General features: G+C 50.8%; 16 protein-coding genes. 13 read left to right on the forward strand and 3 right to left on the reverse strand.

Annotated elements, in window-relative coordinates:
• Nucleotides 1–38: 38 nt before the first annotated feature.
• The 3 genes from AC6B99_RS08385 to AC6B99_RS08395 all read left to right on the forward strand — a co-directional run bounded on the left by AC6B99_RS08385 (nucleotide 39) and on the right by AC6B99_RS08395 (nucleotide 3,058).
• The gene (locus AC6B99_RS08385) at nucleotides 39–800 is read left to right on the forward strand and encodes a GTP cyclohydrolase II (RefSeq protein ID WP_056034333.1); all 762 of its coding nucleotides are present in this window, start codon (nucleotides 39–41) and stop codon (nucleotides 798–800) included.
• Between the two features lie 164 nt (nucleotides 801–964).
• On the forward strand, nucleotides 965–1,984 hold the full coding sequence (locus AC6B99_RS08390) for a hypothetical protein (protein WP_494857812.1): 1,020 nt from the start codon (nucleotides 965–967) through the stop codon (nucleotides 1,982–1,984).
• Between the two features lie 111 nt (nucleotides 1,985–2,095).
• Nucleotides 2,096–3,058 (forward strand): aldolase catalytic domain-containing protein, encoded by a 963-nt coding sequence (locus AC6B99_RS08395; protein WP_496663181.1) that lies wholly within the window; start codon nucleotides 2,096–2,098, stop codon nucleotides 3,056–3,058.
• Nucleotides 3,059–3,156: 98 nt separating this feature from the next.
• Here the strand turns inward: AC6B99_RS08395 and AC6B99_RS08400 are convergent, their stop codons facing one another.
• Both AC6B99_RS08400 and AC6B99_RS08405 read right to left on the reverse strand, forming a co-directional pair.
• Nucleotides 3,157–3,591 (reverse strand): GNAT family N-acetyltransferase, encoded by a 435-nt coding sequence (locus AC6B99_RS08400; RefSeq protein ID WP_235533138.1) that lies wholly within the window; start codon nucleotides 3,589–3,591, stop codon nucleotides 3,157–3,159.
• Nucleotides 3,592–3,633: 42 nt separating this feature from the next.
• Entirely contained in the window at nucleotides 3,634–3,948 is a 315-nt protein-coding gene (locus AC6B99_RS08405) for a hypothetical protein (RefSeq protein WP_056034340.1), read from the reverse strand.
• A gap of 147 nt (nucleotides 3,949–4,095) precedes the next feature.
• Here AC6B99_RS08405 and AC6B99_RS08410 point away from each other — a divergent pair, with 147 nt between their 5' ends.
• Nucleotides 4,096–5,421: a VWA domain-containing protein gene (locus AC6B99_RS08410; RefSeq protein WP_496663182.1), complete on the forward strand. Its 1,326-nt coding sequence runs from the start codon at nucleotides 4,096–4,098 to the stop codon at nucleotides 5,419–5,421.
• Here the strand turns inward: AC6B99_RS08410 and AC6B99_RS08415 are convergent.
• The gene (locus AC6B99_RS08415; protein WP_235533130.1) at nucleotides 5,399–5,563 is read right to left on the reverse strand and encodes a hypothetical protein; all 165 of its coding nucleotides are present in this window, start codon (nucleotides 5,561–5,563) and stop codon (nucleotides 5,399–5,401) included. The genes AC6B99_RS08410 and AC6B99_RS08415 overlap by 23 nt on opposite strands.
• Before the next feature lie 181 nt (nucleotides 5,564–5,744).
• Here AC6B99_RS08415 and AC6B99_RS08420 point away from each other — a divergent pair, with 181 nt between their 5' ends.
• The 9 genes from AC6B99_RS08420 (at nucleotide 5,745) to AC6B99_RS08460 (ending at nucleotide 20,146) form a co-directional block, all read left to right on the forward strand.
• The gene (locus tag AC6B99_RS08420) at nucleotides 5,745–7,193 is read left to right on the forward strand and encodes a CopD family protein (protein WP_496663183.1); all 1,449 of its coding nucleotides are present in this window, start codon (nucleotides 5,745–5,747) and stop codon (nucleotides 7,191–7,193) included.
• Nucleotides 7,194–7,215: 22 nt separating this feature from the next.
• Nucleotides 7,216–8,076 carry a sensor histidine kinase gene (locus AC6B99_RS08425; protein WP_496663184.1) on the forward strand — a complete coding sequence of 287 codons (861 nt, stop codon included), beginning with the start codon at nucleotides 7,216–7,218 and terminating at the stop codon, nucleotides 8,074–8,076.
• Between the two features lie 56 nt (nucleotides 8,077–8,132).
• Nucleotides 8,133–8,519 carry a RidA family protein gene (locus AC6B99_RS08430; RefSeq protein WP_056034351.1) on the forward strand — a complete coding sequence of 129 codons (387 nt, stop codon included), beginning with the start codon at nucleotides 8,133–8,135 and terminating at the stop codon, nucleotides 8,517–8,519.
• A gap of 124 nt (nucleotides 8,520–8,643) precedes the next feature.
• Nucleotides 8,644–9,219 carry a dihydrofolate reductase family protein gene (locus AC6B99_RS08435; protein WP_494878512.1) on the forward strand — a complete coding sequence of 192 codons (576 nt, stop codon included), beginning with the start codon at nucleotides 8,644–8,646 and terminating at the stop codon, nucleotides 9,217–9,219.
• Nucleotides 9,220–9,458: 239 nt separating this feature from the next.
• Entirely contained in the window at nucleotides 9,459–10,382 is a 924-nt protein-coding gene (locus AC6B99_RS08440) for a dihydrodipicolinate synthase family protein (RefSeq protein WP_056034357.1), read from the forward strand.
• 132 nt (nucleotides 10,383–10,514) lie between these two features.
• Nucleotides 10,515–11,327, forward strand: a complete 813-nt coding sequence (locus tag AC6B99_RS08445; protein WP_496663185.1) for a copper amine oxidase N-terminal domain-containing protein — start codon at nucleotides 10,515–10,517, stop codon at nucleotides 11,325–11,327.
• A 415-nt stretch (nucleotides 11,328–11,742) separates the two neighbouring features.
• A complete protein-coding gene (gene pheS, locus AC6B99_RS08450; RefSeq protein ID WP_056034361.1) occupies nucleotides 11,743–12,774 on the forward strand; it encodes a phenylalanine--tRNA ligase subunit alpha in 1,032 nt (343 codons plus the stop codon).
• Between the two features lie 24 nt (nucleotides 12,775–12,798).
• The gene (gene pheT / locus AC6B99_RS08455; protein WP_494878508.1) at nucleotides 12,799–15,243 is read left to right on the forward strand and encodes a phenylalanine--tRNA ligase subunit beta; all 2,445 of its coding nucleotides are present in this window, start codon (nucleotides 12,799–12,801) and stop codon (nucleotides 15,241–15,243) included.
• Nucleotides 15,244–15,922: 679 nt separating this feature from the next.
• Nucleotides 15,923–20,146, forward strand: a complete 4,224-nt coding sequence (locus AC6B99_RS08460; protein ID WP_496663186.1) for a hypothetical protein — start codon at nucleotides 15,923–15,925, stop codon at nucleotides 20,144–20,146.
• The last annotated feature ends 95 nt before the right edge of the window (nucleotides 20,147–20,241 follow it).

Below are 20,241 nucleotides of genomic sequence, written 5' to 3' on the forward strand. Positions count from 1 at the left end.
CCTATTATATCAAATACAGATGAAGAAGGTGCACACTAATGATTAAACCATCCATTCGTTCTATTATAAATGACAAAATAAAAACAATTGAAGGCGATTCATACGATATCCACGTTGTCGGACCGATTCAGCTCCCGGTTGAGCTTGATGGCGAGACGAAGATTTTCCAGTGGTACAGCTGGCTGAAGCGTGAGAAAAATAGCGCGCAGGACGAAGCAGATCTATACAGCGAGCTGGCAAATGGGCATTATGCGGAGCTTCAGCAATCCAGCGTGCTCGTCTATGGCGATTTTGCCGAAGGCGAAGATGCGCTGATTCGCATGCACAGCATTTGCCATACGGGCGATATTTTTGGCAGCCAACGCTGTGATTGCGGCTTTCAGCTTAAGCAGTCGATGCGAATGATTACCGAGCATGGAACGGGTGCCTTATTTTATTTGGCCAATCATGAAGGCCGTGGCATTGGCTTGTTCAGCAAGGCAATGGCTTACCTGCTTCAAGAGGAAGGACTGGATACGGTTGATGCGAACTTGGAGCTGGGCTTTGCCGAGGACGCTCGCGATTACAGCGAATCCATTGCAGTCTTGAAGCTGCTTCGCTCGCAGCCCGTATCGATTATTACGAACAACCCGCGCAAAGTGGAGGCGCTTCGTGATGCTGGCATGCACATTGCCCGCCGTGTTCCGCTTTGGGGCCAAACCTCGGTCTACAATGAGAAGTATTTGACAACAAAGGTTGTGAAGTCAGGGCATTATTCGGCCGAAGCCCAGCATGAGGATAATCAGGTCAAAGCGCTGTAAGATCAGGAGATATTTTGAAGATAAGTTAAGGATACGGATGTGTTTTAAAAAAAGTTTGCGCGGAGGCCTGCTTCCGCGCTTTTTTGCCGTAACTTCCGCTCTGTTCATGCGTCTATTGGATATTGACGATAATGTGGCATATACTATTAGGGTGAGAGGGCTAGGTGAACATGACGATTGAGGTGAATAACGACGTGCGTAGTCGTAACTATAGATGGAATATTTTGGTTCTTATTTTTGCATTATTCATTGCAGGCTGCAGCGGCAACAATAAAAATACAGAGGAACGACGGGATTCCCATGCTGGGGCTCAGGTTTCGCCAGTTGTTCAAGGTGTCCCCCAAGAGAAAGACAATTTGCTGGAGCAATACCGCCAGACGGTGCAAAATGCGAAGGAGCCGTTCGAAATAGTCTCATTCCTGAACGAAAATATGTCGAAAGCGGGACAGGAGCGGGCGGATACGATGATACGCGAGCTGAATGCGTATTATAACAATGATCTAGAACGAACGCAGGACGCTTTTTTTGAAAATAATGTGCAGGAGGTGCTGCTCCAGCAGCAATGGCCGATTACGGCTTCCAACGCCGCCGAAATTCAGGATGCCGCTGTGAAGCAGCTTGTTATTACGAAGCTGATGGGCGGCTACAAGCTGATTATGGTAGAGGGCACCATTTATCCGATCATTGATTTTGAATTGCAAAAGGTTTACAAAAATTACGTATCACAGCAGATGAACGATTATATTTTTTTGCGGGCGGTAGAATCCAATGAGGTATCAGCGAAGGATGCCGGACTGATCATAACGTGGGACAAGCTGGCGAATCGCGCCGTTTTGTCGGAAAACTATATTAAGACGTACCCAAACTCAGCAGAGCGCCCGGAAATCGAGCAGCTTTATTTAAACAGCTACTTATCGATGTATATTTATGGCCTCAATAATACGCCCATATTCGATATGGAAACGTATCGGCTGCTCAGCGAGGTCAAGGCGAGCTATCAAAAGCTGGTGAAGGAGCACCCGGAAACGGTAACGGCTCAAATTGTGTCTCAGTTTTTGGATGTGCTGGCGACGACGGATGAGCAAGTTTACAACCGGATCAATGGACAGCAGATGGATATCCGGGCGGTCAAGCAATTTCATGAACGTTTTCAGGCGAAAGCAGAAGAGCTGCTTGGTGCTTAAAAAGGCCGATTTATGACGTCAGAAACGGGCAAATTTCTTTTGCGTTTCATAGGCATTTCAAGTATGATGGATGTTAAAGATTAGCGACGTACAGTCAGAAGGAGCCTTTACATGAATTCAAAAACAAGTCATTGTAAAATCGTCGATTGCACTATTCGCGATGGCGGATTAGTAAACAACTGGGATTTCAGCGTAGAGTTTGTCCAGCACTTGTACAAAAGCCTGAACGATGCTGGCGTTGATTATATGGAAATTGGCTATAAAAACTCGCCAAAGCTGCTCAAAGGCGCAGAAAGTGCCGGTCCTTGGCGTTTTCTGGATGACGAGTTTCTGAGAACCGTTATTCCTAACAAAGGAACTACGAAGCTGTCTGCACTCGTTGACGTAGGCCGTGTAGACGAGAACGATATTTTGCCGCGCAGCGAAAGCTTGCTTGATCTGATCCGTGTCGCTTGTTATGCGAAAGATGTGGACAAGGGTCTTGAGCTGGTTAAACTATTCAGTGACCGTGGCTATGAGACGACGCTGAACATTATGGCCTTGTCGAATGTAATGGAAAACCAACTGCTGGAAGCGTTCGAATTGATCAATGACAGCGTTGTTGATGTTGTGTACATCGTCGATTCCTACGGCAGCCTGAAGCCGAATGATGTAAGCTACTTGACGGAAAAGTTCCGCAAGTATCTTCCAAACAAACGTCTGGGCGCGCATATGCACAACAATTTGCAGCTAGCATTCGCTAATACGCTTATTGCTGCTGAGGGCGGCGTCGAGCTGCTTGATTCGTCCGTATATGGCATGGGCCGCGCAGCAGGCAACTGCAACACAGAACTGCTCGTATCCCAACTGCAAAACCCAAGATACAAAACACGCCCAGTACTCGATATGATCGAGAAATACATGATTCCGCTTAGTGAGAAGGAAGAGTGGGGCTACATTATTCCTTATATGATTACTGGTATTTTGGACGAGCATCCGCGTTCGGCAATGGCGCTTCGCGATTCCGAGGACAAGGATAAAGCGGTTGATTTCTATGACCGTATGACAACGCCAGAATTATCGCATAGCAAATAATAGCTGCCTTACAGCAGCTATACAATTGAAAAGCCCTGGAAAGTCCGTCCATGTTGGAAGGCGGCTGTCCAGGGCTTTTTGTATTGGATTGACGGGCTTTAGGCCTGCTGTACAAGCTGCTTGGTCATCGTGACATGAGGCATGCCTTCCTCCAAAAAAATCTCCGAAACCGTGCGATAGCCCAGTTTGCTGTAGAAGCCTTCTGCATGGGTTTGGGCATTTAGCTTGGCAGCGGTAAGTCCTTGGGCTGCGGCTGCTTGCTCCATCGCTTCGACGATGATTTTACCAATGCCAAGCTTGCGGTAGTCTGCCAAAATGCAAATGCGCTCCAGCTTGGCTGCACCGCCCACTACTCGTATTCTTCCTGCTCCTACTGGCACTTGATCGCTGAGGGCAAGCAGGTGCTGGGCCGTATCTTCAAATTCATCATATTCATTGGCAGCAGGGACGCCCTGCTCGTCAACAAATACGCTGCGCCGTACTTCAAATACGGCATTCCGGTCTTCCTGATTTTGAACCAGACGTGTAGTAATAGACATGTCAGTTAATTCCTCCTTTTTTCAATATTTCCACGATTATTGTTCGTTATTTATAAGACGCAATTCGCCTTCGCCGCGAATCGCTGCCGCATAATGCTTCTCATTAGGGTGGAAATAAGCGGTACCTTCGAATTTGCGATTGTCCAATGAGGTGACGCGCAGCTCAATTCGAATGTCCTCGCTTTGATTGAACCATTTCAATACATCGGCATCTGCAATGCCGTTCGCATCGACGTACCACAAAGCCGAGCCAAAGTCTGTCACTAAAAATAAGTCGGCATTTGTAAAAGTAAGCTGACGAGTCCCCTGCTGATAGGTCATTTCAATATTGGTTAACGCTATCGTTTCCATCCGTTTATCCTCCTAAGAAAAACGCCGCATATGGTCTGGACAAGCCAGCGCTGCAGCCTGTTAATCATTTTAATGTTGAATATGCTTTTATGCAACAATCATTGCCCCGCAATCGTCTAATGGAAAAAGATAGAAGGGGGATTTAAGATGCAAAATACAAATAAACTCATCTTAATTCGCACAATGGTCATCATTATCGCTTTCATGCTGGCAGCAGCTTGCTCTGGCAGCATGAATAACGGCTCTGATCGGAGTAATTCCACGAAACCGGGGGATACAGCAACAGGAGATAACACAACGGAAGATACTGTAACTAAAAATGCTGAAGATAGCGGAGGGGACCAAGCACCAAGCAAAGGCGAAACAACGGAGCCTGCTCCTGAAAGTGAACGCAGAGAAAGTGGAGACAGGCGTTATACTTCGCAACAGGCGGAAGTGAAGGCAGGACAGCTTACAGCTGGTGAATGGGATGATTTGGCCGCATGGCAGCGCTTCGGCAATTTGCTCAATAGCAAAGAGGGCGATGACAATGCCCGCTATTGGTCGTTTCACGCTTTTAACCGGCTTGAGGTCGTTGTGACATCAGGCGGGCGTGCAGTATCCGATGCTGTTGTAAAGCTAAGTGACAATCAGCGCGAGCAAGTATGGGAAGCGCGTACAAATACGGATGGAAAAGCTTATTTATTTGCCGGACTTTATAATAAAGAACAAAACGATAAGCAAAGCCATTATAAAGTCGAGGTGCAGGCAGGCCAGTACCAAAAGAGCATAGACCAGATTAGCCTGCCGGAGCAAGGCACGCTCAAGGTTGATTTGGGAGGCGAAGCTGAGCTCGCCAATTCAGTCGAAATTATGTTTGTTGTGGATACGACAGGCTCAATGGAGGATGAGCTGCGCTATTTGGAGGCCGAGCTGAAGGATGTAATCGGCAGGGTAGGCGAGCAGCATGGCCAGCAATTGGATATACGGCTCAGTGCCAATTTTTATAAGGATAAATTTGATGATTATACGGTGAAGTCGTTTCCGTTTACGAAGGATGTCGATCAGGTGGTCCGGAAATTGGCAGCGGAAAAGGCTGATGGCGGCGGCGATTATCCCGAAGCGGTGGATGCAGCGCTGCGCGATGCCATTCATGGACATGACTGGAGCGACCAGGCGAGGACAAGGCTGTTGTTCCTCGTATTGGATGCTCCGCCGCATTATAACACTAAAGTAGTTAATGAAATTCAGGAGCTGATCCAAACGGCAGCGGCCGAGGGCATCCGTATAATTCCCGTCGCCTCCAGCGGTGTAGATGTACAAACGGAATATTTGCTGCGCTTTATGGCGGTGGCGACGGGAGGGACATACTTGTTTTTGACGGATGACAGCGGAATAGGCGGCGGCCACTTGGAGCCTGCTGCCGGGGAATACGAGGTGAAGCCGCTTAACGATCTGCTAGTTGAAATGATTAATCGGTACGTTCAGCCGTAATATCATGCTCATAGTTATAAGCAATTAGAGTAATGGCTGCTCCGGTTTGGTCGGACAGCCGCTGCTCTAATTGTTTTATTTCTGCAAGGGCATCCTCATTATGATTCAAATCAGCGATTGTGTAGCTGCTGTTAAACACCATGTAGGCATTTCCTCCTCCTGTACATAGTTGATTGTACATATATGATGCCGTTCCTTCTCCTTCATGATGCACGCTCCAAGGGTAGGTTATACAATGTTTCAGCCGTGCCTTGTGAATTGTCCTTTGCTGTCTTGTAAGGTAAAATGTTGCAAGAGGATAACTGAAGGAAGGGATTTGCAGCATGATTTTAAAATTAATTTCCCGGAGCAAACAGCTTATACAACATTCACCTGCCAGAATATCATCTTTGTATGCGGTGCTGGCTTTGCTTCTGTTTAGCGCTGTGCTGTTAGCTGGCCTCATGCCAGCCGATGCACATGCAGCGCGAATCTTAGAGCCTAAGCAGATTTCTGGTGCTTTCCCAACACTGGCGGCAAGCTTTAATCCGCATGAGCAGGTTGGACATGACCAGATGGAAAATATGGATCACGGCCATGACAGTGGACTTAGTGTCGGCACAGCCTTATTTTATACAGCAAGAATTGTGTATTACACCGCGCTGCTGCTGGCGGCCGGAATGATGCTGTGGTTCAGCGGCATTCGCTCAGGAAGCGATGAACAGCGCAAACGAATGCAGCAATGGAGCCTGCCAATGATGCGGGTGCTGCTGCTGGCTTCTCTAATGTATGTATTCGCCAGTGCGCGAAGCTTGATGGAAGGCTACGGAGGCGGAGGGGCGGAATGGGTGAGGCTGTTCACCGAAACGAATACCGGCCAAGCTTGGCTTGCGCTTCTTATCTTGTCGCTACTTGGCTTTGTCGTTATTAAAGCAAACGATACATTCAAGCTCATCTGGGCGCTGCTGCTGCTTGCTATTGAGAGCTGGAGCGGCCATGTGGCGGCGCTGCAGTCGAATATGAATTTGGGCATCGTGCTTGATTTTATCCATCTCGCTTGTGCGGCTGTATGGAGCGGGGGCTTGGTGATTTTGCTTGGTCTATGGTTTGCTGATCGGAAGGAATCGGGACGGTTTGCAGAACGCTTTACGACAGCAGCTTGGATATCCATGGCGCTGCTTGTCATTACGGGTGCGGCGATTACGCTGTTGCTGCTGCCAAGCCTGTCGTATTTATTTTATACAAGCTGGGGCATATGGCTAATTGTGAAAATCGCGCTGGTCGCGCTCGTCATCGTCACAGGCGCTTTGCTTCGGGCACGTGTTCGGCGGGGGGAGCTGCCACACGGCTTGATGCTGAAAGTGGATGCAGGCTTAATGCTGGCGATCACGCTCATTGTCGGCGTGTTCACCTATATGAGCCCACTACCAGACAATACGCCAGTCCGATTTCATAAGATGGGGGAAACGCGACATTTTACCGTTAATATAACGCCTAATGAGCCAGGAACGAATCAATTCGAGGTGAAAATATGGCTGCCGGAGCAGCTGGGAGAGCCTTCTGAAGTAAAGCTGGTGCTGCATTCGCGTGACAGACAGCAGCTTGCGCCACTTGAGGTGCCGCTGGCGATTTTTGAGGATAAGTCGTATGAATCGTTTCCTGGTTTTGTGAGAACGTCGTACCATGCAGAGCAAATGGACATCCCATTCCCCGGGAAATGGACGGCCGAGCTGCAAGTGGTCGATAAGAGTGGGGAAAAGGTGGAAGAAAGCATCGATTTTGAAAACTATTAATGCAAGCTGGGAGCGGTAGCGAGTGTCATATCGATGGTTGAAATGGTTGATCTTGTGGATTCCAACACTTATAATTGGGCTTTGGGAATATGTCCGGCATGCGTTCCTGCTGCCATACATTTCAATGGATTTGGGCAATGTGCTTGCTCCTGTGCTCGTGTTTCTAGTTACACTGACGCTGCTGCGCGGTTTGTTCAAGCGTTTAGAGCTAATGCAGGATGCGCTGCAGCGCGAACGGCTGTCGAAATCTTCATTTGAGCAGCGCGAGAAGCTGGCGCGTGAGCTGCATGATGGCATTTCGCAGTCGTTGTTTCTGCTTTCCGTGAAGCTGGACAGCTTGGAGCACGCCCATACACCGGAGGGTGTTCGTCAGACGACTGAACAAATTCGTGGAACAGTCCGGCACGTGTATGAGGATGTTCGCCAGTCCATTGCCAACTTGAAATCGTCAACAGCTGCAAGTCCTGCTGAAGGGCCTTGGCGAGCAGCCATTCATTCCCTTGCCGAGGAGCTGCGGGAAGCTGGGGGCTATACTGCTGAAGTTAATTGGCAATTGTCTGAGCATGCGCTGTCGGACAAAGAGAAGGTCGAGCTGATGGCAATTGTGCGCGAGGCGCTGATGAATATTCGCAAGCATACACATGAGGCGCATGTGAGCATCGCCTGTTATCCGCTTGAAGGCGGAGCACTGGGCAGCTTTCATTGTATCGTAGTGGATACAGGGCGAGGGGCAGACGCCGAGCAGTTGGAGGCGAAAGGCCGCTATGGCATTCGCATGATGCGTGAACGAGCAAAGCAGATGGGCTGGACGCTTCGTGTAAAGAGCGAGCGGGACCAAGGAACTTGTGTGGAAATAGCAACGGAGCCTTTAAGCGATAGTTAGCATGAAGACAACGATTAAAAGGAAGCACAAATGATAATGTGGGGAGAGTGAGCAGGTTGAGCAGAAAACAGGTATTTACAGGTTCTCCATGGGAGCCGCTTGTTGGCTACTGCCGCGCCATTCGTGTTGGCAACCGGATTGAGGTCGCAGGAACGACGGCGATGAAAGATGGCGAAGTAGTAGGCAAAGGAGATCCATACGAGCAAGCTCGGTTTGTGCTGCAAACGATCGAGAAAGCTTTGGCTGAACTAGGGGCGAGCATGTCCGATGTTGTGCGGACAAGAATGTTCGTTACCGACATTTCAAAATGGGAAGAAATCGGCAAGGCGCATGGCGAGTTTTTCCGCACGATTCAACCAGCATCCACGATGGTAGAAGTCAAAGCACTCATTGATCCGCTATTATTGGTCGAAATAGAGGCCGAAGCCATTATTCAACAATAGGCGAGTCTAAAAACAGCTCCTTGCTCATCGTAAAGATGGACGGAGCTGTTTTTCGTTGCTTTTGTTTAGGCTTTGTTAAACCTTTATAATGTAGATATTCCTCATGAACAAAGGAGAACTGAAAATGAGAAAACTCGTTCTATTTCTGCACGCATCGCTTGACGGTTTTGTAGAAGGGCCGAATGGTGAAATGGACATTGGCTGGGTTTCCTACGATGCTGATTTGGAGAAACACGCGAAAGAAATTCTGAATACTGCCGACACTGTCATTTGGGGGCGTGGGACTTATCAGATGATGCACAGTTACTGGCCATCTGTGCCTTCGAACCCATCAGCTTCGCAGCATGAACGGAATCATGCCGAGTGGATCGAAAAGACAGCCAAAATCGTTTTTTCCACGACGCTGGAGAAAGTCGAATGGAATAATTCCAGACTCGTGAAAGAAGATGTCGAGAAAGAGATCAATAACCTCAAACAGCAGCCAGGCAAGGATATGGTCATCCTCGGTAGCCCTAGGTTCGCACACCACCTTATGCAGCTTGATTTAATTGATGAATATAAAATTACGGTTTCTCCCGTCCTGATCGGTAAGGGATTGCCGTTATTCCAAGGTCTCAAGGAGAAGATCAATCTTAAGCTAATCGAAAACAAGACCTTTGATTCTGGAGCCATAGGTCTCGTTTACCAGACGGTAAGATGACCTTGTCACTTAAGGTGATTACGCTAAACGGGAGACGTTAGCTTAATTAACCGCCTTTTCGCAAAGGCGGTTTTCTTATGGTCATAAATCAACATTAGAATTTAACATAGCCTTTGTTTAAAAATAATATATTTTCAGAGGTGTTGTTTAAATATCAGTGCAAATAAGTTAAAGCGGTTTCAAAGCCTATATATCTGTTGTAACATGTAGGGGATCAAAATGTGAAGGGCGGGGTTTAAATGCAAGTGAAGCAAGCACCGAAAGGCGTCTGGCCCGTTATGCTTACACCGTTTACCAAGGATAATGAGGTTGATTATCCGGCTCTGGAACAGCTGATTAATTGGTACATAGACAATGGCGTGCATGGGTTGTTTGCGGTTTGCTTGTCCAGTGAAATGCTTCATCTCTCTTTGGAGGAAAGGGTAGCGGTAGCGCGCTTCGTGCAGGAAAAGACGGCGGGAAGAGTGCCTGTCGTGGCTTCAGGCCACATTTCGGAGTCCTTTCAGCAGCAGCTTGAGGAGATTAGGCAAATTTCAGCAACGGGCGTGGATGCCTTCGTACTCGTAACGAACCGTCTGGCTGCCGAGGATGAAGATGAAGAAGCTTGGAAAAAACGTGCGCAAACGATTTTGGAGACGTTCCCTGATGTGACCTTTGGGCTTTATGAATGTCCAATTCCTTATCACCGCCTATTGTCGCCAGAGCTTGTCAAATGGTGTGCAGAGACGGGCAGATTTACTTTTATGAAGGAATGCAGCAACAATCTGGAGCAAATTAAAGCGAAAATCAAGGCAGCGGAAGGCACTCCGCTTAACATATTTGTAGCGAACAATCCTCATGTACTTGAAGTAATGCAATTGGGTGGCGGCGGATACAGCGGCATGCTCGCCAGTTTCCAGCCTGATTTGTATGCTTGGCTGACGGACAACTGGGACAAGCAGCCGGATAAAGCTGAATGGCTGCAAAACTATCTCGGAGCATCCTGTCTCTATGAAGGCCGTCATTATCATATCGGCACCCGCTATTATTTGCAGCTTGAAGGGCTGGAAATTACGCTGAAAAGCCGCTCGAAAAAAGCATCGGATTTCAAAGTGACACATGAGCGCGAAATCGAGCAGTTCAGGAAATTCAATCAATTTGTCAAGCAGACTTTATTAGAATAGCGGCTGCTTGAAGCAGGCGGCGCCATCTTTCAAAGATGGCGCTTTTTTGCTAGCTAAGTAACTTTTTTAGATGCTCCACGTCTAAATAATTTACAGAGATAAGACAACCGCTACTTTTTGATGACGGAGGTTATGATGATGTTGAAAAAATTCGCGTTGGGCTTAATGGCAGCGGCACTGCTGGCTCTTCCAGCCCTTTCGGCACCTGTTTTTGCGGCTGATCGGCCTATAGAGCTTACGAATGGAAAATTGAAGGACAACCGGATGCTTATTCCGCTGCGCGATGTTGCACAAAATATGGGGGCTGCTGTAGAGTGGAGCCAGAAGCTTCAAACGATTGAAATCCAAAAAGACGATATTGAAATGCTTCTTACGATTAACTCAAAAAAGGTGCTTGTCAATCAAGCTGAAACGGAGCTCGACGTACCGGCGCAATTAATCAACAACACGACCTATGTTCCTCTGCGGTTCGTCAGCCAAATGCTGGGTGCAAGTGTAGACTGGAATTCATATGGCCAAGTCGCAACGATTACATTCGAAGGGAAGCAGCTTGTTGTATATGTGGAGCCGGTTAAGCTTTTGGCCGCTGAAAAAGCATCGGCAGCCCGCCTGAAGCAGCTGTCTGATAAATTAAACGAAGCAGCCGATGTATCATCCGTGAAGCAGATTCGCACTTATTTCAAGCCTTATTTTACCGACCGACTCATTAATGTCATCATTCAAAATAAAGGCCTGGAGTATAATTATACGTTTAAAGATCCAGTAACGTCTGGCAGCTATAGAACCAAAACAACAGGAAGCTTTCTTCAATCGCTGGACATTGGCCATGATGCTTGGGAAACGGAATTCATTATGCGAGGCACTAAAATAATCAAGGTGAATGGCATATGGAAGGCGGATAGCGTCAGCTTTACCAAAGGCAAAAATCCGATTTCGGGAGCTTAACTCGGGCAAATTGCGTGCCAGTTATTGCATCGCGCCATTCATTTGCTTATAATGTAAAAGATATTGTATCCATATGAGTTGAAATGCTGAGACGGAGAAAAGTAAGCAGTGCCTTCACACAGGGAGAAGTCGCCATGGATTGAGAGCGTCTTTCGTGAAAACAGGCTGTCTGAAGTTCACTCCTGAGCAGACTTCTGAACCCGGCGTGGCGCCAGCAGGTGCTGCATGCCCGCAAGTAGGAATGTTTCGGTTCCCGCCGTTAACGGGATTGAGGAGCAAGCTAGTGCTATCCCTGTCCGTACAGAGAGGGAATAAGCAGATTGTTCGAATTAGGGTGGTACCACGGTTCTTTCGTCCCTTGCGGGAAGAAGGGGCCTTTTTTGTTTGTTCAAAAGAATGAGGAGGCGAGCATCAGATGAAGGAACGTTTGGAGGCTTTGCGCGGCGAAGCGCTGCAGGAGCTGCAGCAGGTAGACAATCCGCAAGTGCTTAACGACCTGCGGGTAAAATATTTAGGGAAAAAAGGCGCACTAACCGAAATTTTGCGCGGCATGGGCGGACTTAGCGCCGAGGAGCGTCCGATTATCGGCCAAGTCGGCAATGACGTGCGTACGGCGATTGAAGCCGTTATTGAAGAGAAGCAGGCGGTATTCCAGCAAGCGGAGACGGAAGCGCGCTTGCGCGGCGAGACGATCGATGTGACGCTGCCGGGTAAAGCATTGCCAACTGGAGCCGTACATCCGCTAAACAAGGTAGCCCAGGAAATTGAAGATATTTTCATCGGGCTCGGCTATACGATTGCGGAAGGCCCAGAAGTAGAGACGGATTATTACAACTTCGAGGCATTGAACCTGCCGAAAAACCATCCGGCGCGCGATATGCAGGATTCGTTTTACATTACCGACGATATTTTGATGCGTACGCAAACATCCCCGGTTCAAGTGAGAACGATGCAAGCGATGAAAGGCAAGCCGATCAAAGTTATTTGTCCAGGCAAAGTATACCGCCGCGATGATGACGATGCGACGCATTCCTTCCAGTTCAATCAAATTGAAGGTCTTGTCATTGCGCCTAACATTCGCATGAGCGATCTGAAAGGCACGCTGCTGCAATTTGCCCAGCAAATGTTCGGCTCGCAAACGCAAATCCGTCTTCGTCCAAGCTTCTTCCCATTCACGGAGCCAAGCGCGGAGGTTGACGTAAGCTGTGCGCAATGCGGCGGACATGGCTGCCGGATGTGCAAGCAGACGGGCTGGCTGGAAATTCTCGGCTGCGGCATGGTGCACCCGCGCGTACTGGAGATGGGCGGCTACGATCCGAACGAAGTGAGCGGATTCGCCTTCGGCATGGGTGTAGAGCGAATTGCGCTGCTGAAATACGGCATTGACGATATTCGTCATTTCTATACGAACGATCTTCGGTTTTTACAACAATTCGCGAAAATGTAGCAGGAAAGGAAGGGGAGCAAAGCGATGAAAATTTCGTATCAATGGTTGAATGAATATGTTGATTTATCTGGCTTTACGGGCGCAGAACTTGCCGAAAAAATGACGCGCGGAGGCATTGAGATCGACGAGGTGGAATCCCGCAACAAGGGAGTGACAGGCGTCGTTGTCGGCTATGTCAAATCGCGCGAGAAGCATCCGGATGCGGATAAGCTGAACGTGTGCAAAGTAGATGTAGGCACAGGCGAAGAACTGCAAATCGTCTGCGGAGCCAAAAATGTCGATGCGGGACAGCTCGTTCCAGTCGCTACCGTTGGAGCAAAGCTGCCGGGCGATTTGCATATTAAGCGCGCAAAGCTGCGCGGCGTAGAATCGCAGGGCATGATCTGCTCGGCGAAAGAGCTTGGCATTAATGACAAGCTGCTGCCGAAGGAGCAGCAGGAAGGCATTCTCGTATTGCCGCCGCATACGGTAATCGGAACGCCAATCGCTGACGTGCTTGGGCTGAACGATGAGGTGCTGGAGCTGGATTTGACGCCGAACCGTTCGGATTGCCTCAGCGTAATCGGCACGGCGTATGAAATTGGCGCATTGACTGGACGCGAGGTGCGTATTCCTGAGCCGGAAATTGCTCATGCTTCCGAGCGTACAGACAGCCATGTACAAGTGACGATCAGCGCTCCTGAGCAGTGCTTCCACTACAGTGCGCGTTACATTAAAGGCGTGAAAATTGGCGAGTCTCCGCTGTGGCTGCAAAATCGCCTTATTGCCGCAGGTATTCGTCCAATCAACAACGTCGTTGACGTAACGAACTTTGTTCTGCTGGAGTATGGCCAGCCGCTTCACGCCTTTGACGCAGATCAAGTGAAAAGCGGACGAATCGACGTGCGTTTGGCGCATGAAGGCGAAACGATGCTTACGCTAGATGACCAAGAGCGCCGCCTTGAGCCGCAAATGCTCGTCATTACAGACGGCGAGAAGCCAATCGCGCTTGCGGGCGTTATGGGTGGAGCCAATTCGGAGGTAACGGGCGATACGGTTAATATTTTGCTGGAATCGGCCAGATTTGATGGTGGAACGGTTCGCAAAACATCGCGCCAATTCGGCCTTCGCTCAGAATCCAGCATTCGCTTCGAGAAGGAAGTGGACCCGGGCCGCGTTATTCCGGCGTTGAACCGCGCAGCTGCGTTGATTACGGAGCTTGCAGGCGGACTCGCTACGGAGGGCATCGTGGAAGTGACGACAGCTCCGGCGAAGCAGCAGGTCGTTGAAGTAGCTTTGGCTAAAATCAACCGCTACCTAGGCACCTCGCTTTCCAGCCTTGAAGTGCAAACGATTCTGAATCGTCTAAGCTTCGGCTATAGCGTTAGTGAAGATGACGTATTCCAAGTGGAAGTGCCATCGCGCCGAGGCGACATTTCGTATGATGTAGATTTGATTGAGGAGGTTGCCCGCCTTTACGGATATGACAACATTCCGACTACACCGATTTTCGGAGATGTAACGCCAGGGGCGCTGACGAAGCCGCAAGCGATTCGCCGCGAGCTGCGCAAGCGTCTGACGGATGCTGGCCTGCATGAAGTCATCAGCTATTCGTTCACAGGACCTGAACGGACACAGCTGTTCCCTGCCTTGTCGGGTGAAGCGACGAAGGCTGTGAAGCTGTCGATGCCGATGAGCGAGGAGCGCAGCGTGCTGCGGACGACGCTGATCGCGCAATTGCTGGAAACAGCAGCCTATAACCGCAATCGCAAAAATGAATCGGCTGTCATTTTTGAAATCGGCAGCGTATTCCACACAGAAGAAGAGAAGCTGACGCGTCTTCCTCAGGAGAAGCATCGCTTTGCGGCATTGCTGACTGGAAACCGTGTAGAGCCGCAGTGGAACCGCAAAGCTTCTGCTGTTGATTTTTATGATGCAAAGGGAGTTCTGGAAACTGTATTTGCTGTACTCGGCATTGCCGATAAGGTGAGTTATGCCGCGGCGCAGCCGGAGCATTTTCACCCGGGAAGAACGGCAGCTGTTCAACTGGAAACTGAGCATGGCACAGAAGTGATCGGCTACGTTGGTCAGCTTCACCCAACGCTGCAGCTCGAGAGCGACCTGGCAGATACGTATGTGCTGGAAATCGAGCTTGCACCGCTTTATCAGCTGGCTGGCGACGAAATCGTCTACAAGGCGCTGCCGCGTTATCCTGCGATGCAGCGTGATATTGCTGTCGTGCTGGATATGGAAGTGCCTGCAGGCGAACTGACTGCCCTCGCATGGCAAACGGCTGGCGAGCTGCTTGAGTCCGTACGCGTGTTCGACGTGTTCACAGGCGAGAAGCTGGGAGCAGGCAAAAAGAGCGTAGCGCTCTCTCTTGTATACCGTCATGCAGAACGCACGCTGACCGATGAAGAAGTGACCGAGCTGCATGGCAAGGTCGTTGCTGGATTAGAACAATCTTTTAAAGCAGAATTAAGAAAATAGGCAGGAAACCTTCCACGCCGTATCGAAATAGTTCCTTGTGGACTATCGATACGGCTTTTTGCTTTGTTTTTTAAGCTGGAGCAGGCTTTTGGGCGTTTTTTCCAGAGTGGAAGACCGTGTCGTTTTGTCATCAAAACTTGTTCTTTTTGTTAGTCGAAACATGGATAGAGATCTGCTTGGGAGTCAGTGCTGCATTTTGGGTTGAACTATAAAGATGGGTCAAGCTTTATGTCTGAGACAGAAGCAGTCGTTTACAGTTATTTTTGAAATATAGGAAGGTATATGATGTGTCCATCCCTTCTCTATATTTCTCGGAATGAAACGCGCCGCGCCGCCAAAGGATAGCGACAGCCGTTTCACCTTGAAATATAGGAAAGGATATGATGTGTCCATCCCTTCTCTATATTTCTCGGAATGAAACGCACCGCGCCGCCAAAGGATAGCGACAGCCGTTTCACCTTGAAATATAGGAAAGGATATGATGTGTCCATCCTTTCTCTATATTTCTCGGAATGAAACGCGCCGCGCCGCCAAAGGATAGCGACAGCCGTTTCACCTTGATATAATGCAACTATAATATAAGACTCTATGTGATATGTTCTTCTATATATAAGGATTGGGGAAACAATCCTGCTGATTGATAAGGGAGCGAGAAACACCTATAGGAGGATAATGTTTTATGGATACTGAGCAAACTGTAGTAACCGTTGATATATATGGGCATCAATATCGTTTGAAGGGCCATTCCAACTCAGAATATATGCGGCGTATTGCCGGAATGATAGATGATAGCATGAACAAAATTGCCAAAGGTTATCCACAGCTGGACCTGCCAAGAATTGCAGTGCTTGCAGCTGTGCAGATGACCGAGGAAGTGTTCCGCCTGCGCCGCGATAATGAGTCGCTGCATGACGCTGAGGCGAAGCGGCTAGTGCTTGCCGAGCAGCTTGGAGAGCTCCAAGGGATGATGGCAAGCTTGCGCGAGGAGTATCAGGCTTTGCAGGTAAAGGCGGAAATCGATCTGCAGGAGCTGCAGGAGGTTTTTGAATCCGAGCTGGAGCAGGCGAAGAAGAAAGCTGCCGAGGAACTGATGCATGCGCTCGCAGTAGCGGAAAATCAGCTGAAGGATATGCTGGCAGAAGCGGATGAGCGGCTTGCAGCGCAGCAGCAGGAAGCATCGGAAGCGCTTGCGCGTCAGCGCGAGGAAGCATCGGAGACGCTTGCTGCCCAGAAGCTTACGCTAGAAGGCGCGCTTGCGCGTGAGCAGGCCAGTGCAGCGGAAAAGCTTGCGGAAGCCGAGGCAGCTGCCGAGGAGCAAGTGGCGCGCGAGCGCGTTGAGGCGGCTGCGAAGCTGGCGGAAGCAGCCGAAAAGCTGATCGAAGCGGAAATCGTTGCGGAAGAGCTGTTGGAGCGTGAGCGTGCAGAAGCAAAAGCGAAGCTTGACGTATTAGAGGCGAAGCTGGCGGAGACGAAGAGTGCGGCGGATGAGGCGCTTGAGCGAGAGCGTGCGGAAGCGGAAGCGAAGCTTGGCGTATTAGAAGCAAAGCTGGCGGATGTGAAAAGTGCGGCGGATGAGGCGCTTGCGCGGGAACGAGCGGAAGCAGAAGCGAAGCTGGCAGAGGCGAAGAGTGCGGCGGATGAGGCGCTTGAACTGGAGCGTGCGGAAGCAGAAGCAAAGCTGGCGGAGGCGAAGAGTGCAGCGGATGAGGCGCTTGCGCGGGAGCGTGCGGAAGCAGAAGCAAAGCTGGCGGAGGCGAAGAGTGCAGCGGATGAGGCACTTGAGCGTGAGCGTGCGGAAGCAGCCGAAAAGCTGATCGAGGCGGAAATTATCGCCGAGGAGCAGTTGGAGCGCGAGCGTGCCGAAGCGGCAGAGCGGCTCGCGGAAGTGGTTGAAAAGCTGACCGAAGCGGAAGCGTCTGCACAGGAGCAGCTTGTTCGTGAGCGTGAAGCAGCGGCAGCGAGCCTCGCGGAAGCGCAGAGTGGAGCAGATGCGAAGCTTGCGCGCGAGAGAGCTGAAGCGGCGGCGAAGCTGACCGAAGCGGAAGCGAAAATTTCCGAGACTGCAGCGAAAATAGCGGAAGTAGAGGAAAAGCTGATCGAGGCGGAATTGATCGCCGAGGAGCAGCTTGCGCAGGAGCGCGAGGCAGCCGCCGTGAAGCAGGCGGAATTGCGGAGCGGAGCGGAAGCAGCGCTTGCAGAGGCGCGCGCGGAAGCGGCAGCAGGCTTAGCGGCGGCCGAAGCGGCTGCGAAGGCGGAGCTGGAACGCGAGCAGGCAGAGGCGGAAGCCAAGCTGCTGGAAGCAAAAGCGGAGCTGGAGCAGGAACGCGCGGCAGCGACGGAGCTGTTGACGGAGGCGGAAGCGTCTGCGCAGGGGCAGTTGGAGCGTGAACGTGCCGAAGCAGCCGCTAAACTGGCAGAAGCCGAAGCAAAAGCAACCGAAGCAAGAAGCATCGCGGCAAGAGAGGTTGCGCGGGAGCGCGAAGCCGCTGCTGCGAAGCTCGCAGAGGCGCAGAGCGTAGCGGAAGAGATGCTGAAGCGCGAGCGTGAGGAAGCGGCAGCCAAGCTGGCAGCAGCAGAAGCGGCAGTACATGCTGCCGAGGAGCGTGTGGTGAGCGAACGGTTAGAAGCCGAAGCGAAGTTGCTGGAAGCGAAAGCAGCAGCGGAAGAGGCGCTGGAGCAAGAGCGCGCAGCAGCGACTGAGCTGTTGACAGAGGCAGAAGCATCTGCACAAGAGCAGCTGGAGCGCGAACGTGCGGAAGCGGCGGCTAAGCTTGCTGAAGTCGAGAAAGCTTTACAGGAGCGAATGGAGCGTGAGCAGGCTGATGCAGCATTGAAGCTTGTAGAAGCGAAAAGCGCCGCAGAAGAGGGACTTGCACGCGAGCAAGCGGAAGCAGCTGCGAAGCTCGCCGAAGCCGAGGCGGCCGCGCAAGCTCTCGTCGAACGTGAACGTGCGGAAGCGGCAGCGAAGCTAGCGGAGCTGAAAGCTTCAGCTCAAGTAGAACTGCAACGCGAGCAGGCAACTGCGGCAGAGCTGCTTGAAGAAGCGGAAGCGGCATTGTCAGCGGAGCGTGCAGCTAAAGCCCAAGCGATTGAGCTTGCTGCACATCAGCTAGCTGAGCGTGTGAAGCAGCTTGAGCAGGGCTGGCAGGCGAAGCTTGAACAGCGTGAAGAGGAATGGAAGCTGGAGCTGTCTAATACGGCTGAACAGCAGCAGCAGCAGCTTGACGAGCATGAGCAGCGCTTGCTTGCAGAAGCATCGGCTAATGTCGAGAAGCTGGTTTCCGCACATATGAAAGAGTTAACGGAGCAGGAGCAAGCCTTGAAGGCTGACCTCGCTTTGCGATATAAAAATTGGGAAGAAGAGCGGGCTAAGCTGCAAACAGCTGTTGCCGAGCTTCAAGAAGCAGCTGTCAAGGAAAAAGCTGCGCTTGAACAGCGTATTTCCGTGGCAGATGACCACTTATTGCAAGCTATGGAGCAGGAAGAAGCGTTGCGCTCCTCCCTTGCAGTACTAGAGCAGGAGCGCCAGGAGCGTGACGCCGAGCTTGGCGAAATTCGCCAGCAGCTGGACGAGCTGCATGTCATTAATGAGCAGCATGCCGAAACGCGTGCGCAGCTAGGCAATAGATTGAAGGAAGCCGAAGCGCAAATCGCTGAGCAGGCTAAGTATTTGGCGAATGAAGCGGCTAAAGCGGATGAGGCTGAACTGCGTGTTATGGAGCTGCAGGAAGAGCTTAGCAAGCTTCAGCAGCTGCAGCAAGATCATCAAGCTCACTATGAGCAGGCTAGAAACGAGCAGGAGCAGCAGTATCAGGAGCGGCTTACAGCATTTGAACAACAGCTTGCGGCCCAAGTCCAGCTTCATGAAGAATGGAAAAAGAATGCGGAAGAAAAACAGCTGGAGCAAGAAATTCAGTTCGAAGAAGAGCGTGAAGCGCTGGAGCTGCAGCTTCGTGAGCAGAAGCAAGCACTGGAGGCCAAGCAGCGTGAGGGCGAAGCAGCTCGAGGAGAGCTTACGCTTAAGCTTCGTGAGCTGGAGCAAGCACTCGAAGCGAAGCAGCGGGAAAGCGAAGCTGTTCATGCGGAGCTGGCACAGGAGCATCAGCGGCAGCTTGCTATGCTGGAGCAGCAGCGGGATGATGCAGCGAACCAGCTCAAGCAGGATTTTGCCGATCAGCTGGAGCTGTTGAAGCTTGAACAAATGGAGCAGTCGGAGCAGCTGGAACGTGATTGCTCGGAGCTAAGATCGCAGCTTCATGAGAAGCAGGCTGAATATGCTAGGTTAATTGAGCAGCAGAAGCAGCAGTTCGACGAGCAATACCGTGAACGCGAGCTGAAAGTGGAACAGCAGCATAAGGATGAGCAGGCTTCATGGCAAAGCAAGCTGCAGGAGCTTCAGGAGAAAGTAGAGCGGGCAGAGTTCCACGAGCTGGAGCTGGATGAAAAGCTGGGACAGCTGGCTCGGCACGAGCAGGAGCTTACGGAGCAGCTTGAATTGATTGCGGCACGTGAGCGTATCGCGGCTCAGCAGCTCGACATTTTACTACACAAACAGCAGGAACTGGATGAGCAAATGGAGCAAGAACGCAAGCGTTCTGAGCAATTGACAGATGAATTAAACCGGATGATTGCGGAAGAGTCCGAGCGACAAGCTGGCGAGGAGCATCTGAAGGGGCAGCTGGAGGCCGCTTTGGCGCAAGCCGCTGCGGCAGCCCAGCTGAGTGAGCAAGTTGATCAACGCAGGCAGCAGCTTGAGCTGGAGTGGTCTGAAGCCGTCCAATCGACAGAGCAGCTGCGGGCAGAGCACGAGAAGCTTACGATCGAGCATGGCAAGCTGGCGCACGAATACTCCTTGCTGCAAAACGAATACAATGAATGGATTGAACTAATCGAGCAAAGCTAGCTTTACTCAAAAAATCCGTTTATCTCGCCCGGTCCCCCGGAACTGCGATGATAAACGGATTTTTTCGCATATTGCTGCGCTGAGGAGGCACAAAA

The organism is Paenibacillus liaoningensis, from assembly GCF_059609455.1.